At 71.1% G+C, this 15,950-nt stretch carries 16 protein-coding genes; 6 read left to right on the top strand and 10 right to left on the bottom strand.

Going from position 1 to position 15,950, the window contains the following annotated elements; all coding sequences use genetic code 11:
* Positions 1-65 precede the first annotated feature (65 nt).
* Together QM633_RS08990 and QM633_RS08985 are read left to right on the top strand one after the other, a co-directional pair.
* Entirely contained in the window at positions 66-377 is a 312-nt protein-coding gene (locus QM633_RS08990; protein ID WP_415153414.1) for an antibiotic biosynthesis monooxygenase family protein, read from the top strand.
* 46 nt (positions 378-423) lie between these two features.
* Positions 424-1,803, top strand: a complete 1,380-nt coding sequence (locus QM633_RS08985; RefSeq protein ID WP_415153413.1) for a glycine--tRNA ligase — start codon at positions 424-426, stop codon at positions 1,801-1,803.
* 295 nt (positions 1,804-2,098) lie between these two features.
* Here QM633_RS08985 and QM633_RS08980 read toward each other — a convergent pair whose 3' ends face one another.
* A complete protein-coding gene (locus QM633_RS08980; RefSeq protein ID WP_415153412.1) occupies positions 2,099-2,674 on the bottom strand; it encodes a protein-L-isoaspartate O-methyltransferase family protein in 576 nt (191 codons plus the stop codon).
* Positions 2,675-2,837: 163 nt separating this feature from the next.
* Here QM633_RS08980 and dusB point away from each other — a divergent pair, with 163 nt between their 5' ends.
* Positions 2,838-3,986: a tRNA dihydrouridine synthase DusB gene (dusB, locus tag QM633_RS08975; RefSeq protein ID WP_415153411.1), complete on the top strand. Its 1,149-nt coding sequence runs from the start codon at positions 2,838-2,840 to the stop codon at positions 3,984-3,986.
* 36 nt (positions 3,987-4,022) lie between these two features.
* On the opposite strand, the gene QM633_RS08970 is transcribed toward dusB, so the two are convergent.
* Positions 4,023-4,568: a calcium-binding protein gene (locus QM633_RS08970; RefSeq protein WP_415153410.1), complete on the bottom strand. Its 546-nt coding sequence runs from the start codon at positions 4,566-4,568 to the stop codon at positions 4,023-4,025.
* A gap of 138 nt (positions 4,569-4,706) precedes the next feature.
* Between QM633_RS08970 and QM633_RS08965 the strand changes: the two genes are divergently transcribed.
* Both QM633_RS08965 and QM633_RS08960 read left to right on the top strand, forming a co-directional pair.
* Positions 4,707-6,119: a sensor histidine kinase gene (locus tag QM633_RS08965; protein WP_415153409.1), complete on the top strand. Its 1,413-nt coding sequence runs from the start codon at positions 4,707-4,709 to the stop codon at positions 6,117-6,119.
* Positions 6,116-6,775, top strand: a complete 660-nt coding sequence (locus tag QM633_RS08960) for a response regulator transcription factor (RefSeq protein WP_415153408.1) — start codon at positions 6,116-6,118, stop codon at positions 6,773-6,775. The genes QM633_RS08965 and QM633_RS08960 overlap by 4 nt, the downstream gene beginning before the upstream one ends.
* Here the strand turns inward: QM633_RS08960 and QM633_RS08955 are convergent, their stop codons facing one another.
* Together QM633_RS08955 and QM633_RS08950 are read right to left on the bottom strand one after the other, a co-directional pair.
* Positions 6,776-7,039, bottom strand: coding sequence for a hypothetical protein (locus tag QM633_RS08955; RefSeq protein WP_415153407.1), 264 nt, complete (start codon positions 7,037-7,039; stop codon positions 6,776-6,778). It lies immediately after the preceding gene.
* Between the two features lie 79 nt (positions 7,040-7,118).
* Positions 7,119-8,294: a phosphotransferase gene (locus tag QM633_RS08950; RefSeq protein ID WP_415153406.1), complete on the bottom strand. Its 1,176-nt coding sequence runs from the start codon at positions 8,292-8,294 to the stop codon at positions 7,119-7,121.
* A gap of 59 nt (positions 8,295-8,353) precedes the next feature.
* On the opposite strand from QM633_RS08950, the gene QM633_RS08945 reads away from it, so the two are divergent.
* Positions 8,354-8,737, top strand: coding sequence for a hypothetical protein (locus QM633_RS08945; RefSeq protein ID WP_415153405.1), 384 nt, complete (start codon positions 8,354-8,356; stop codon positions 8,735-8,737).
* A gap of 99 nt (positions 8,738-8,836) precedes the next feature.
* On the opposite strand, the gene QM633_RS08940 is transcribed toward QM633_RS08945, so the two are convergent.
* The 6 genes from QM633_RS08940 to QM633_RS08915 all read right to left on the bottom strand — a co-directional run bounded on the left by QM633_RS08940 (position 8,837) and on the right by QM633_RS08915 (position 15,698).
* Entirely contained in the window at positions 8,837-9,787 is a 951-nt protein-coding gene (locus tag QM633_RS08940) for an ROK family protein (protein ID WP_415153404.1), read from the bottom strand.
* Positions 9,784-11,280 (bottom strand): glycoside hydrolase family 3 protein, encoded by a 1,497-nt coding sequence (locus QM633_RS08935; RefSeq protein ID WP_415153403.1) that lies wholly within the window; start codon positions 11,278-11,280, stop codon positions 9,784-9,786. Before QM633_RS08935 ends, QM633_RS08940 begins: the two co-directional genes overlap by 4 nt.
* Position 11,281: 1 nt before the next feature.
* Positions 11,282-12,145 (bottom strand): carbohydrate ABC transporter permease, encoded by an 864-nt coding sequence (locus QM633_RS08930; RefSeq protein ID WP_415153402.1) that lies wholly within the window; start codon positions 12,143-12,145, stop codon positions 11,282-11,284.
* Complete coding sequence (locus tag QM633_RS08925; RefSeq protein WP_415153401.1) at positions 12,145-13,089, bottom strand: carbohydrate ABC transporter permease; 945 nt, start codon at positions 13,087-13,089, stop codon at positions 12,145-12,147. The genes QM633_RS08930 and QM633_RS08925 overlap by 1 nt, the downstream gene beginning before the upstream one ends.
* A gap of 108 nt (positions 13,090-13,197) precedes the next feature.
* Positions 13,198-14,550, bottom strand: a complete 1,353-nt coding sequence (locus QM633_RS08920) for an extracellular solute-binding protein (RefSeq protein WP_415153400.1) — start codon at positions 14,548-14,550, stop codon at positions 13,198-13,200.
* A 41-nt stretch (positions 14,551-14,591) separates the two neighbouring features.
* Complete coding sequence (locus tag QM633_RS08915) at positions 14,592-15,698, bottom strand: ROK family transcriptional regulator (RefSeq protein ID WP_415153399.1); 1,107 nt, start codon at positions 15,696-15,698, stop codon at positions 14,592-14,594.
* Positions 15,699-15,950: the final 252 nt, after the last annotated feature.

Raw genomic sequence — 15,950 nt, 5'->3', positions numbered from 1 at the left:
GTGCGCCCACCCGGCCTCCCGGGTGGGCGCACGTCCACCACCTCAGGGGTGGTTAGGCTGGCCTGGTGATCGCGATCAGCAGGTTCCGGGTGCCCGGCGAGGCGTCCGAGTTCGTTGCGGGCGCGCGGCTGGTCGTCGAGAGGTTCTCCGCATCCGCGGGATGCCTGGACGCGCGCGTCGTGCAGAACCTGGACGAACCCGAACTGTGGGCCGTGGTGAGCACGTGGGCGGACGTCGGGTCGTACCGGCGGGCCTTCAACGGGACGGAGGCGAAGCTCGTCCTGATGCCCCTGATGACGCTCGCCATCGACGAGCCGGGCGCCTACGCGGAGCCCGCCGCGGTCGGCGAGAACCGTCCGCGCGGGACGGTAGGCTAGCCGGGCTGCCAGCCAGGCAGCATGTCGCAACGACAAGGAGTGCATGGTGGCCAGCCGCCTGGAGAACGTGATCAGCCTGACCAAGCGGCGGGGGTTCGTGTACCCCTGTGGCGAGATCTACGGAGGCACGAGGGCGGCCTGGGACTACGGCCCCTTCGGCGTCGAGCTGAAGGAGAACATCAAGCGCCAGTGGTGGCGTTCGGTGGTACAGGGACGCGACGACGTGGTGGGCCTGGACTCCTCGATCATCCTTCCCCGCCAGGTGTGGGTCGCCTCCGGCCACGTCGGGGTGTTCTCCGATCCGCTGACCGAGTGCCTGAACTGCCACAAGCGGTTCCGCGCCGACCAGCTGGAAGAGAATTTCGAGTTCAAGAAGGGCCGCGCCCCGTCCGGCCTGGAGGAGATCAACTGCCCCGAGTGCGGCACACTCGGCCAGTTCACCACGCCGCGCGACTTCAACATGATGCTGAAGACCTACCTCGGCGTGATCGAGGACGAGTCCGGGCTGCACTACCTGCGTCCGGAGACCGCGCAGGGCATCTTCATCAACTTCAAGAACGTCGAGGGCACGGCGCGGATGAAGGTGCCGTTCGGCATCGGTCAGGTCGGCAAGAGTTTCCGCAACGAGATCACGCCCGGCAACTTCATCTTCCGCACCCGCGAGTTCGAGCAGATGGAGATGGAGTTCTTCGTCAAGCCCGGCACGGACGAGGAGTGGCACCAGCACTGGATCGACGCGCGCACGGCCTGGTACACCGACCTCGGAATCAGCGCGGGGAATCTGCGCCACTACGAGCATCCGAAGGAGAAGCTGTCGCACTACTCCAAGCGCACCGTCGACATCGAGTACAACTTCGGCTTCACCGGCGGCGACGGCTGGGGCGAGCTGGAGGGCATCGCCAACCGCACGGACTTCGACCTGGGCACGCACTCGGAGCACTCCGGCACCGACCTGAGCTACTTCGAGCAGGCCTCCGGCGAGCGCTACCTGCCGTACGTGATCGAGCCGGCGGCCGGTCTGACCCGCTCGCTGATGGCCTTCCTCGTCGAGGCCTACACCGAGGAGGAGGTGCCCACGGCCAAGGGCGGCGTGGAGACCAGGGTCTCGCTCAAGCTCGACCCGCGCCTGTCCCCGGTAAAGGTCGCCGTGCTGCCGCTGTCGCGCAACACCGACCTCTCGCCGAAGGCGCGCGACCTCGCCGCACAGCTCCGCAAGGCGTGGAACATCGAGTTCGACGACGCCCAGTCGATCGGCCGCCGCTACCGCCGCCAGGACGAGATCGGCACGCCGTTCTGCGTGACCGTCGACTTCGACACCCTGACCGACGACGCGGTGACGATCCGCGAGCGCGACACGATGAGCCAGGAGCGGGTCGCCCTCGACCAGGTGCAGGGCTACCTCGCGTCCCGACTCCTCGGCTGCTGATCGGCCGGTTGCGCCGGTCGAGACCACAGCAGTCTCGACCGGCGCAACCAGCGATGGCAGCCTGCTCGAAACCGGCGAATTCTGTCCCAACGACGCCTTGGATTGTGAAGCGTCGATTTAGCCGATGGAGTCGGTCCGCTCGGCACCCTTCGCACGCAACTGGCCGAACTGTCCTGACCCGACGGGGTGGACTGAGTTGGGGACGGTTCCTTACTCGGTCCGCCGTCAGACGCCCTCGGGAGTGGACCGGGTGGAGAACCGTCCCCAACTCGGTCCACCCACGTCGGGGCCAAGGTCAGACCAGCGGGACGAAGGCGAAGCGGTAGCCGGTGACGGGCTCGCGATGCCAGCCCTCGTGGTCCCGGTCCACGACCCACATCACGCCGGCCGCGGGCAGCACCATGCGTCCACCGACCGCGAGCTGGGCCTCCAGCGCCTCGGGGATGCCGCCCGGGTCGGCGGAGACGAGGATGCGGTCGAACGGGGCGCGGTCCGGTGCACCGACCCGGTCGGAGTGGGCAGCGGCGATCTGCGCCCACGGCAGGTGGAACGCTGCCAGATTCTCTGTGCCCATGGCGATCAACTGCGGCACGAGCTCCACTCCGAGCACGGTTCCCCCGGCGCCGACCAGCTGGGCCAGCAGCGCAGTGGTCCAGCCCGAGCCGCTGCCGACGTCCAGCGCGCTTGCCCCCTCGGGGACGCGGAGCAGTTCGAGCATGAACTGGACCGTCCATGGCTGGGAGTTGGTGGCGCCGTGGCCGATCGGCAGCGGTTCGTCGAGCGCGGCGCGTTCGCGAACCGACGCGGGCAGGAAGCGGGCCCGAGGGATGGCCGCCATCGCTGCGATCACCCGGCTGTGGTCGGTGCTCATGCTCCAGCGCACACCGCCGCACGGTCCTCGCGCAAGGCCCACGGGCAACGGTCGGTAGGCTGTCAGGCCGAAGATCGTGTCGGGATCCGGCCCTTCTGGGCCCCGGTTGGGACGTGAGTGACACCTCGGGTCGGGTCGAGCGGCCGGATCGTGGCAAGGAGTGATGATGGCTGAACCGCTACGCCTGGTGGCGCCGTCGGGGGGCGCCGTGGAGGTGCAGGTCCCGGTCGTGCTCGCGCCCATGGCCGGGATCACCAACGCCGCCTACCGCCGGCTCTGCCGCGAGCAGGGTGCGGGGCTGTACGTCTGCGAGATGATCACGTCCCGCGGGATCGTCGAGCGGATCCCGAAGACCTTCGACATGCTGCGGTTCGATCCGGGCGAGACCGTACGGTCCGTCCAGCTGTACGGGGTCGACCCGCAGGTGATCGCGACGGCGACGCAGATCCTGTGCGAGGAGTTCGGGGTGGCGCACGTCGACCTGAACTTCGGCTGCCCCGTCCCGAAGGTCACCCGACGCGGCGGCGGCGGCGTCCTGCCGTGGAAGCGCGATCGGCTCGCCGCGATCCTCCGTGCGACCGTGGCGGCCGCCGACCCGTACGGCGTCCCCGTGACCATCAAGACGCGGCTCGGTATCGACGTCGACCACCTGACCTACCTGGACGCGGGCCGGATCGCAGAGGACGCGGGCTGTGCGGCCATCGCGCTGCACGCGAGGACCGTGCAGCAGGCCTACGCGGGGGAGGCGGCCTGGGAGACGATCGCCACCCTGGTGGCCGCGGTCGACATCCCGGTCCTCGGCAACGGCGACATCTGGGAGGCCGCCGACGCCGTCCGCATGGTCGAACAGACCGGGTGCGCGGGCGTTGTCGTGGGCCGGGGCTGCCTGGGGCGTCCGTGGCTGTTCCGCGACCTGGCCGACGCCTTCGAGGGCAGGACGACCCGCACCCTGCCGACGCTGGGTGAGGTGGCCGCGATGGTGCGCAGGCACGCCGAACTCCTGGCCGGCCTGAACGGCGAGAGGCACGGCCTGACCGACCTCCGCAAGCACATGGCGTGGTACTTCAAGGGCTTCCCGGTCGGCGGCGACCTGCGGCGGTCCCTGGCGATGGTCTCGACCTTCGAGGACCTGGACGCGGCCCTCGCCCAGCTCGACCCCGCGGTGCCCTTCCCCTCCGGGGAACTCGGGGCGCCGCGGGGTCGCCAGGGCACGCCGCGCGATCGCGTGGTCCTCCCGTACGGCTGGCTCGACTCGACCGAGCTCGGCGAGGAGGACATCGCGGCCGCCGAGTCCGACGCGTCCGGGGGCTAGCCCGTCCCGCCGACCGCGGCCGGGCAGCAGTGACGCTCAGTCGTCGTAGCCGTGCCGGTCCTCCCAGCGGTCCTCCACCCGGTCGGACGCGTGGCGCTGGCGCAGGATGTCGCTCCCGGTGCCGCCGCTGAGACGGTCGGATCCCGTCCCGCCCTCGAGCAGGTCGTGCCCGGACTGGCCGTACAGCCTGTCCGCGCCTGATTCGCCCTCCAGGTGGTCGTTGTTGCTGCCGCCGTAGAGGGTGTCAGCGCCGGTGCCGCCCTCGAGCCGGTCCCTGCCCGAGCCCCCGGAGATCCAGTCGTTGCCGGAGCCGCCGTCGACCTCGTCGTGGCCGGCGCCCGCGCAGATCACGTCGTTGCCGTCGTTGCCGTCGATCTCGTCGTTCCCGCCCAGCGCGACGATCACGTCCCGCCCCGGGGTGCCCTCGATGTCGTCGTGCCCGTTCGTGCCCACGATCGTCGCGGCCAGGCCGTGGCAGGTGTAGGTGGCCGCCTGGGCGGTGCCTGCGGGGACGAGCGCGAGGACGGCGCCGGCGCCGATGGTCGCGAGGGCGGTGATCGTGGTGCGAGTGAAGTTGGTCATGTCGTTCCTCCTGACGGGGATTGGTGATGGCGTCAGCAGACCAGTCGTGCGTGAGGCGTCGGTGAGCCCTCGATGAGACTTCCCTCATCGGGAGGGCCGCAGCTCCCGCACCTCGGCCGGACCCGGCAGACTGGAGGGATGAGCCGTCCGGCCTGGAGCATCCGCACCCGCGTCATCGCCGCTGTGGTCGCCCTCACCGGCCTGGCCCTGGCCACGTCCGGGTTGATCGTGGCGAACCGCGGCCACGCGGTCACCGAGCAGCGCGTGGCCGCCGAGCTGCAGCGGGTCGCCGAGGAGTTCGAGAACCTGGCGCTCGATGGGATCGACCCGGCGACCGGCCAACCGTTCGCGAGCGCGGAGCCACTGGTGCGGGTCGCCGTCCAGCGCTCCGTGCTGGCGCCGAACGAAGGGGTGTTCGGCGTCGTCGACGGACGCGTCCGCTGGACGGCCCAGTCCGGAGTGGTGTTCCGGCCCGACGAGGATGCGGCGTTCGTGGCCCACGTCCTGCCACTCGCCGGTGCGGCGACGACCAGCCAGGGACGCGTCGAGACCGACCAGCGCGACTATCGCTACCTGGTGGTGCCGGTCACGTTCGCCGCCTCCGGCTCCGGCGGTGCGCTCGTCCACGCCGTCGACTTCGCAGCGGAGGAGAGCCTGCTCGCCGACGTGTGGCGCAGCTACGGGCTGGTCGCGCTGGGCTCGCTGGTGCTGGTCGGGCTCCTGATCTGGCTGCTGGTCGGGCGGTTGCTCGAACCGATCGCGCGGATGCGGCGCACCGCTGAGCGGATCACCGAGACGGACGCGTCGGACCGCATCGAGGTGCGCGGCTCCGACGACCTGTCGGCACTCGGCACCACCGTGAACGGGATGCTCGACCGGCTGGAGGGGGCCGTGGGCGCACAGCGCGAACTGCTTGACGACGTGGGCCACGAGCTGCGCACACCGCTCACGATCATCCGCGGTCACCTCGAGCTGCTCGATCCGGAAGATCCCCGCGACGTCGTGGCGACGAAGGCCCTGCTCCTGGACGAGGCCGACCGGATGGGCCGCCTGGTCGACGAACTGCTCACGCTCGCGAAGGCGCAGCGTCCCGAACTCCTGCAGCGGGAGCTCACCGACGTGGCCCGACTCACCGACGAGACCCTCGCGAAGGCGGCGGGCCTCGGCCGGCGACGCTGGATGCTCGACGACCTCGCCGACGTCGACGCACTGATGGACCCGCAGCGTGTGGCCCAGGCCTGGCTGCAGCTCGCGGCGAACGCCGTCCGGTACTCGGCGGAGGGGTCCCGGGTCGGCCTGGGCAGTGCCGTCCGGGACGGCGAACTGTGGCTGTGGGTCCGTGACCACGGGGTCGGCATCGACCCGGCGGACCGGGAGCGGATCACCGGGCGGTTCGAGCGGGGCACGGGCGCGGACGGCTCAGGTCTCGGCCTGGCCATCGTGAGCGCGATCGCGGCCGGCCATTCCGGGCGGCTCGACATCGAGTCGGAGCCGGGCGCCGGCAGCACGATCAGCATCGTGCTGCCGCTGAGGCGGGGAGGGCAGCCATGAGCCAGGTACTGATCATCGAGGACGAGCCGCGGATCGCGTCCTTCATCGCCAAGGGCCTGCGTGCGGCCGGTTTCGCCACGCTGGTAGAACCGTCGGGTGAGGCCGGGGTGCAGCTGGCGGTGAGCGAACCGGTCGACCTCGTCCTGCTGGACGTGGGACTGCCCGACATCGACGGCTTCGAGGTGCTCGCCAGGTTGCGTGGCCAGGGGGTCACGGTGCCGGTGATCATGCTCACCGCCCGGTCGTCGGTCGCCGACCGGGTGGCGGGCCTGCAGTCGGGCGCGGACGACTACGTGCCCAAACCCTTTGCCTTCGAGGAACTGCTCGCCAGGATCCACCTGCGCCTGCGGCCCGAGCCTGCCGGCGACCCAGTAGGCGTCCTGACCCACCGCGACCTGTCGCTCGACCTGCGCACGCGGCGTGCGAACGTGGGTGGCCGCTCGGTCGACCTGACCGGACGCGAGTTCACCCTCGCCGAGGTGTTCCTGCGCAACCCCGGGCAGGTGCTCAGCAGGGAACAGTTGCTGTCGGGGGCCTGGGGCTACGACTTCGACCCGGGGTCGAACGTGGTGGACGTCTACGTCCGCTACCTGCGGCGCAAGCTGGGAGCGGACTACTTCGAGACGGTCCGTGGGATGGGGTACCGGCTGGCCTGATCAGCCCGGGGTCTCCGCCGAGGGGGGCGATACCGGCGACGGCGCCGTCGGGGCGGTCGTGGACGGCGGTGCGGTGGCGGTCGTGGTGGTGGCCGTGGGCCTCGGGGAGATCGTGGCGTCCGCGTCCTTGGTGGCGGGTACGGTGATCGCGGGTCGGGGCTGCGGGTCTGCCTGGCCGCTGCCCTGGGTCGCCACGGTGCCGATGGCGACCGTCGCCAGACCGATCGCGCCGGTGACCACCCACGCGGTGGAGTTCGCGTTCACGACCACCTCCTCACGTCCGTTCGGTTCAGGCTAGGCCGACGGCCCGGCCGGGGACCAGCCCTGCCGGATGAGGGTTCTCTCATCCGCCGTCCGGGTCCGTCCCACCCGCCCACGCCTCGGCGAGCCCGAGCCGGTGTCCGGCCTGGTCCCCGTCTCCGCCTGCGATCAGGCTGAGGATGACCGCCGCCGTCCGCGCACGTAGCGCGTCCGGGTGCACGAGGCTCTCGAACTGTCTGGTCCACTGCTCCAGCAGGGAGGGGACGAGGGCGTAGTGGGCGGGGGAGAGCCCGGGCAGGACGGCCAGGTGCCCGAGCAGGCAGCCCAGATCGTCCTCCCGCAGGCCGGGGCCTGCGGCGTCCAGGTCGATCAGGCCGAGCCTCCCGGTGTCGACGAAGAGGTTCGCCTCGTGCAGGTCACCGTGGGTGGGCCGCACCGGCCCGACCGGTGCGGTCGCGACCGCGCGTCCGATCCGGCCGGCGATCGTCGCGATCCGCCCTGCCTCGTCCGGCAGCCGTTCGGCGGCGGTGGCCGCGTGGAAGTCGAGCCGCTCGGACCACGCCGGACGCCGAGGCAGGGCGGCGAGCCCGGAGGGCAGAGCGTCGAGCAGGGCGACGATCTCCGCGGGCGTGGGCAGTGCGGGACGGGAGGGATCGGCCAGCGCCTCGGCGAGGGAATGGCCCGGGGCTGCGTCGGTGACAAGGACGCCGGGCCGCGGTCGCGAACGCAGCGGTGGGGTCAAGCCCGCCCCGGCGACCAGGTGCTGGCGTAGGGCGAGTGCGTCGGCCCGGTCGGGACGGAGCACCTTCAGGTACGTGGCCGTCCCGTCGGCGGTCGCCCGGAGCACAGCCCGGCGCAGGGGTCGGTAGCCGAGCAGGGTGAGGTCGAACTCCCGAGGGTGGACGTCGAGCCAGCGCATCACCTCCTCCGGCGAACAGGCCGGGGCCAGACCGGGCAGCAGCGGATCGCCGGGGTGTCTCCACACGGCGAAGCTGAGGCCGTCCCTGCTCGCCATCACCGCGGGTGGGCCGACCGTCGCCGTGGTCACGAAGAGGTGCTCGGTGACGGTGCCGTCGCCGACGGCACAGGTGGTTTCGTAGCCGGCGGTGGCCTCTGCTCCCGGACGGTACTGCCAGTTCGTCAGGCGGACGGCGAACCCGGGCGGGACGGGATCCGCGGCGCCGCTGAGAGCAGCGAACAACAGCCCTGCTGCGTCCTGAGAACGCAGCAGGGCCGCCGCCTGCTGAAGGCTGGTCATTCCCTCAGTCTGCCGAACCCGCGGTCGGGGCACTCGGTGCGGACGCCGGCGAGTTCGGCGTGTTCGGAGTGTTCGGTGTGTTGGGCGTGGTGGCCGTGACGGGACTGTCCGCCGTCGCGGGCGTCGGCGCGGTGGTGGCGCTGGGTGCGGTGTTGGCGGTCACCCTGGGTTCCGTGGAGGTGGACGGTGCCGTGCTGCCGGCCGTGGCCGACCCGGTCCCGGACGGAGTCGCCAGGGCGGTGCCGCTGCTCGCGGGGGGCGTCGGAGTCGCGGTCTCGGCGAACGCGACGGTCGTGCCGCCCAGGACGGCGAGGCCCAGGGCACCGGTGAGGGCCCAGGCTGCGGTGGATCGGTTGAACATCATCTCGGAGTTCCTCTCTGGCGGTCTGTCGATGTCCGCCACTCCACCAGGGGCGGGTGAGGTGCCGAGGAAAGGGCGGTGAGAGTCCTCTCATCCGCTCGCCGGGGGACTGCTGACCTGGTTGTCCGTCTGAGGGTCCGACACCGGCCTGCGCCCGAACGACAGGAGTGCGACCGATCTGTCAGGGAGTGCTGAGCGTGACGTCGGTCAGATCGGAACGGCCGACCAACGCGGCGCCGAGGGCGGCCAGCGGGAGATCGGACGGCAGCGCGGAGAGTCGGTCGGGCAGGGCCAGAGAGGCCAGGAACGGCGACTCGCTCGCGCGGCCGGCCAGTACCCGGCGCACCCGCTCGATGAGCCCTTCGGCCGTGTGGACGACGCCCCCACCGAGCGCGACGAGGGGCGATCCCTGCGTGAGCACCACGAGCTGGATCGCCGTCGCGATCCCGCTGCTGATCCGGTCGACCTCGATCCGCGCATCGGGGTCGCCGGCGTCGGCGGCGGAGAGCAGCGTCGGCAGGGTGAAGCGTGCGGAGAAGGGAGCCAGCCGGGCGGCGATGCGCCCGCCCCCGACCAGCACCTCGAGGCACCCGCGCTGGCCGCAGGCGCAGCGGTCGGCCGACGGGTCCATCGGAATGTGCCCGATCTCTCCGGCGAGGTTCCTGCTCCCGCGCAGCAGCCGTCCCCCGACGAGGGTCGCCGCGGCGACGCCGGTCCCGACGTTCAGGTAGGTGAGGTCGGCCACGCCCAGGTGGGCGGCGGCGCCGCGCGCCGCGGCCTTCACGTCGTTGTCGACCGTGACCGGGACGCCCAGTTCGGCGGCGAGCAGCGCGCCGAGGTCGAGGCGCTCGATGCCGAGGTTCACCGCCGTCCGGACGACGCCCGCATCCGGGTCGACCTGCCCGGGGATGCCGACGCCGACGCCGGTCAGGTCCGCCCGGTCCAGGTCGGCGGCGCGCAGGCAGCCGTCGGCGACCGCGAGCGCGGACGCGACCACCCCGTCCGTGCCGTGAGACGTCGGCACCACGGTCTCTGCGAGGGTGTGGCCCGCCTCGTCGAGCAGGATGCCGTGCGTCTTGGTGCCACCGATATCGATGCCGAGGGCTGGTCCGGGCGCCGGCAACCGGGTCATCTGGATCCCTCCGCGAGCAGTCTGATCAGGCAGGTCGCAGCGCCCCGTCCGCTGCCGTAGGTGGCGATGCCGATCGCGCCCGGGAGCTCGGGCCAGCCCAACTCCACCACCAGCGCGTCGGGACGCCGCTGGAGCACCATAGCGGTCGCATCGACCAGGAAAGGAACCCGGGCCAGATCTCGGCCCTGGACCACCAGCGGACGACCCGCGGCGGCGTCCAGGACGCCCGCCAGCTCGGTCAGGTCGGCCGCGTCCACGCAGGTGGAGCCGGGCAGCCGGTCGGCCAACTCGCCGGCGAGGTGGTCCGCCACGCCCCAGGCGGTGTCGCCCGCGGCGATGTTCGCGGTCGACGACAGGCGCAGGAAGACAGGGGCGGTCAGCGGGTGGACCGGGTCGCCCAGCCAGAAGCCGGCCGGGGAGAGATGCGGCGTCCCCTCGGGACGCGACTCCGCTCGAGGGTCCGGGACGTGGCTGCCCGGCGACCGGTCGTTCCGGGGCAACGCGGCCACGGCCCTGGCCAGGTCGCCCACGCGGGCGGCGGCGTCGAGCAGGCGATCCTCGGGGAGGCGTCCGTCGCGGACGGCCGCCAGCACGTGCTCGCGGATTCCGGCCAGTTGCCCTGCGGTGTTGTCCGTGCCGATGCAGAGCAGGTCGCAGCCGGCCGCGAGCGCCATCACCGCGGCCTCGGGGATGCCGCGGCCGCCCCCGCTGGCCCCGGCCATGTCGAGGGCGTCGCTGACGATCGCCCCGGCGAAGCCGAGCTGTCCGCGCAGCAGCGACAGGACCGGTGCCGACAGGGTGGCCGGCAGGTCCGGGTCGATGGCGGGGACGAGGATGTGCGAGGTCATCACCGCGAGCGTTCCGGCGTCGACCGCGGCCCGGAACGGCGCCAACTCGCGACCGGCCAGGGTGGCCGCGTCCACCCCGATGGTGGGCAGGGCCAGGTGCGAGTCGGTGGCCGTGTCGCCGTGCCCGGGGAAGTGCTTGGCGCACGCCGCGGCGCCGGCCGCCTGCAGGCCACGCGTGTAGGCCGCGACGTGGCGGCCGACCAGGCCCGCGTCGGCGCCGAAGCTGCGCACACCGATCACGGGGTTGCGGGGGTTGGAGTTGACGTCGGCGACGGGGGCGAGGTTCAGGTCGATCCCCGCCGCCCGCAACCCGTTACCGATGCCCCACCCGACCTGCTCGGTGACGGCCTCGTCGTCCAGGTGCCCGAGGAAGGCCATGGACGGGTACGGCGATCCGGCCCGGTGGTGCAACCGGGTGACGTCGCCGCCCTCCTCGTCCGTGGCGACGAGCGCGGCGGGGTTCGTGGCGTGGATCGCGTCGGTGAGGCTGCGGAGCTGGTCGCCGTCGACGATGTTGGTGCTGAACAGGCACACCGAGCCAAGCCCTTCAGCCAGCTCCGCGGCCAGCCACGCGGGCAGGTCGGGGCCCTGGAAGCCGGGCATCAGCGTGGCGTTGACGGCCCGGCGGAGCGTCTGGTCGTCCATCTCAGCCCTTCACCGCGCCGGCGACGAGCCCGGATGTCAGCCGGCCCTGCACGATCAGGAAGAAGATGATCACGGGCACGGCGACCAGGGTGGAGGCGGCCATCACCTGGCCCCAGTCGGTGGCCCTGCTTGCGCTGGTCTGCACGAAGCCGCGCAGCCACAGCGGCAGGGTGCGGAACTCCTCCTTCTGCAGGATCACCAGCGCCACCGTGAACTCGTTCCATGCCTGCAGGAACGCGTACACCCCGGACGCGACCAGGCCGGGGGCGAGCAGTGGGAAGGTGATCCGGAAGAAGGCCTGGGTGCGGCTCAGGCCGTCGACCATGGCTGCCTCCTCCAGCTCGATCGGGACGCCGGCGACGAAGCCGCGCAGCATCCAGATCGTGAAGGGCACGACGGCGGCGACGTAGAGAATCGACACGCCGACCACCGAGTTCAGCAGGTCCAGCGAGCTCATCAGCTTGTACTGGGCGATGAACAGGCCCTCGGCGGGCAGCATCTGGATGAACAGCACGGCCAGCACGAAGGACGCGCGACCGCGGAAGCGGAACCGGCTGATCGCCAGCGCGGCCAGGAAGGCGAACAGCAGGCAGAAGGCGACCGTGGTCAGGGTGATCGCCAGGCTCATCCCCAGCGCGGGCCAGAAGGTGCCCTGTGCGAACACCGCGGCGAAGTTGTCGAGCGATCCGCCGACGGGCAGGAAGCGCGGTGTGGTCGAGGTGAGCACAGTGTTGGGCAGCAGCGAGGAGTTCAGCATCCAGTAGACCGGGAACGCCCATGCCAGCGCGACGAGCACGGCGACGGCGGTCGCCACCGCGCGGCCAGGGCGGAACCGGCGACGGTTCGGGACGGTGCGGGTGGCCATCAGGCGTCCTCCTCCTTCATGAGGTGCATGACGTAGAAGAAGCTGAGTGCGACGGTGAGCACGAGCACGAAGATCGACAGCGCGCTGGCCATGCCGAAGTCGGACGACCCCACGCCCAGCCGGTAGATGTAGGTGCCGAGCAGGTCGGTCGAGGAGGTGGCAGCGCCCGCGTCCTGCAGCATCTTGATCTGCGCGAAGACCCGCAGGTCCCAGATCACCTGCAGAAGGGCGACGATCATCAGGACCGGCCGGATCATCGGCATGGTGATGGAGAAGAACCGCTGGACCGGGGAGGCGCCGTCGAGGGCTGCCGCCTCCATGACCTCCTCGGAGATCTGGGTGAGGCCCGCGTAGACGGAGAACGCCACGAAGGGCACCGACATCCACACCACGATCACGGTGGCCACGACGTAGAAGCTGAGCGGCTGTTCCAGCCAGTTGTGGTTGGTGAAGTCGAGCCCGGCCTGCGTGAGCAGCCAGTTGACGACGCCGCGGTGCCAGTCGAAAAGCCAGATCCAGACAGTCATCGAGGCGATCACCGGCATCGCCCAGGCGAGCAGCATCGCGACCTGGAGCACCAGCCGGGCCACGGTGCCGACGGCGTTCATCAGGAGCGCGACCAGGACGCCGACCACCACCGTGACGGCGGCGTTGACCAGGCAGAACGCGATCGAACGTCCGACCACTGCCCAGGTCTGAGGATCGGTGAAGAGCCTGGCGTAGTTGCCGAGGCCGACGAACTCCGGCGGCCGGCCGAACTGCTGGGCGAGGCCGAACTTCTGGGTGGACGTCCAGAACTGCCACACCAGCGGATAGCCGAGCGCGATCAGCAGGACGGCGATCGACGGCACGAGCAGCAGGTACGGGGCGACCGGGCGGCGGCGCCGGCGGGGCGGCGGCGCAGGTGTCCTCGTGGTCGTCTCGGTGTGGGAGATCGCTGTCATCGGGACAAGCCTCTCAGGTGACGGTGCGTGGGGTCGGCGACCCCGGATCAGCGCGATGGCAGGGTTTCGCGTCCCGAGCGACGCGGAACCCTGCCATCCCGGGCTGGGCTACTTCTGGTTGAGCATCGGGGTCAGGATGTCGTCGTACTCCTTGGCGAGCGCGGTGACATCTCCGCCTTCGGCAACCTTCTGGAAGAACTCCTCCAGCTTGCCGGACGCCTCGACCGTCGCCCAGCCCGGGGCCGCCGGGGTGAGCTTGGAGTTGGACGCCGAGGCGATCAGGGCCTGGGCGAACTGGTCGTCGCCGAGGCTCGAGGTGTAGTCGGAGTTGGCCGGGCCGAGGCCGTTCTTGCCCAGCATCTGCTGGTACTCGGCGCTGAAGATGATCTTCAGCAGCTCACGGGCGCCCTCCTGGTTCTTGGAAGCGGCCGAGATGCCGATGTTCGACCCGCCGGCGAAGACCGGGGCGGGCTTGCCGTCATTGCCGGGGAGGGCGAAGACGCCGAAGGTGTCGTCGTTCCACTCCCGAACCTCCTTGCCGTCCTTCTTGACCAGGTCGCCGATCGACCAGTGCGCCCAGCCCGGGGCCATCACGGTGGCGGCGGAGAGGCTGGTCTTGGTCTTGGAGTTGTCGGTGCCGGTGAGCACGTCGGAGTTGTTCAGGTAGAGGTACACCGACTGGTCGGTCATCGTCTTCGGGGCGTGGGACGCGCTCTGGTAGAGGTCCTGCAGCTGGGTCAGGCCCTTGATGCTGTTCGGGTCGGACAGGGTGCTGGTCCAGGTGCCGTTGTCGACCTTGGCGAGGTCGCCACCGTTGGCGAAGATCCAGGAGATGCCGTTGCGCCAGTCCTGGCCGCCCAGGAAGAAGCCGGAGAAGTCCTTGATGTTCTTCGGGTTCTTCGCCGTGATGGTCTTCACCGCGGTGTTGAACGCGTCCAGCGTGGTCGGCACCTCGACCCCGGCGGCCTTCCAGATGTCCTTGCGGCAGAACATGTAGCGGGAGCCGAAGTAGTAGGGCAGCGTGTAATTCTTGCCGTCCACCTTGCCGACCTCCACGAAGGAGGGCAGCAGCTTGTCGCCGCCCAGTTCGGTGTACATGTCGGAGATGTCGGAGAAGGCGCCGACGTTGGTGAAGGTGGGCGACTGCGTGTTGCCGACCTCGACCACGTCAGGGGTGTTGTTGGCGTCCGGGAGCGCAGTGGTCAGCTTGGTGACCAGGTCCCCCCAGGACTGCTCCTCGATCGTGAGGGTGCCGCCGGTCTTGGCGTTGTAGGTGGTCTTGAGGTAGTCGCGGAGTGCGTCCGGCGTGTCACTGCCGGCCAGCCACAGCGTGATGTTCTGCGGAGCCGAGGACGTGGCCGAGCCGGCCGCGGTCGGGCTGGACGACGTGCCGGAGGCACATGCGCTCAGCGCCAGGGCTGAGGCGGCCGCCAACGCGACCACCGACAGCATCTTCTTCATTGTCTTCCTTTCGGTTTGGGACGGGACGGAAGGAGCCATGGTCAGCCGACCCCCAGTTCGCCCAGCAGCACGAGGGCTGCGGAGCCGAGGAGGACGGCGTTCGCGCCGAGAGAACTGGCGAGCAGTTCGAGCTCGGGACGGAACTCGGAGCGGGTGCGTTCGGCGATGCAGTCGCGGGCGGCGTTCAGCAGGGGCGTGTCGGTGATGTGGGCGGGGCCGCCGACGACGATGTGCTGCAGGCCGAGCATGCCGACCACGGGAGCGAGGGCGAGGCCCAGCCGGTGGCCTGCCTCGGCGAGCAGTTCGTCGCGGTGGCCGGGGTCGGCCTGGACACGCGCGTTGAGCGCAGGCACCGACGTCCACGTCTCCAGGCAGCCGGTCTTTCCGCAGCTGCAGGCCGGGCCGGTCTCGTCGATCACGACGTGGCCGATCTCACCGGCGTCGCTGGCCGCGCCGTGGACGAGGCGGCCGCCGACCAGGAGGCCGGCGCCGACGCCGCGGGAGAGCTGGACGCGGACCAGGTCGTCCGGTCCGCCGGCGAAACGGCGCTCGGCGAGGACTGCGACGTTGGCGTCGTTCTCGACTCGCACGGGCAGGTCGAGGTCGTCGTGCAGGAGGTCCTGCAGGGCGAGGTTGTGCCAGTGCAGGTTGGGCGCGGCGAGCACGGTGCCGGAGGTGTTCACCGTGCCGGGAGTGCCTACGCCGAGCCCGAGGATCGGGTGGGTCGCCGCCTGTCGCAGCGCGGCGGCCAGCTCGCGGGCCGCCGCGAGTGCGTCCTCGCCGACCGCGCCGTCGAGGGGACGTTCCACGGTCAGGATCGGCTCGCCACGCAGGCTCAGCACGGCGCCGCGGAACTGGTCGCGGGCCGAGAGGTCCATCGCGAGGATGTCGCGGGCGGCGGCGTTGAAGGCCAGCAGCGTGGACGGCTTGCCGGGGCGCGGGTTCCCGCTGGTCCCCGACTCCCACACGAGGTCCGCGGCCATCAGCTCCGCGACCAGGTCTGACACGGTGACCTTGGTCAGCCCGGTGGCCCTGGCGATGTCGGCCCGGGACAGTCCGGACTCGTCGTAGATGGCCTGCAGCACCAGCGCGAGGTTGCTGCGGCGGGCGTCCTCGGGCCGCAGCGTGCGTCTGATCGGGTACTGCATGCGGGTTAGTTAACTTTACTAACCAACTAGGGTCAAGGCCTCCCGGTCGGCTTTACCGAACTGTTACCGCGCGAGGGGCTACCCGATCCGCTCGGCCGTTCCTGGCCCCACCGTTCCCCGGCCACCGGACGCTCCGGCCCACCGGCGGCGGGCCGGTGGCGTCCGTCTCACCCGTCCCACACGTCGCGCTTGCTCCCGAAAGGCGGGGTTTGTCCCCCGGTACGGGGGGGCAAGGCGCCGTTAGGGGGGGTG

It is taken from the genome of Propionicimonas sp. (assembly GCF_047606205.1).
Classification (GTDB): Bacteria; Actinomycetota; Actinomycetes; order Propionibacteriales; family Propionibacteriaceae; genus Propionicimonas.
Note: the sequence above shows the minus strand (reverse complement) of the source record. Positions and strands in the feature narration are given on the sequence as shown.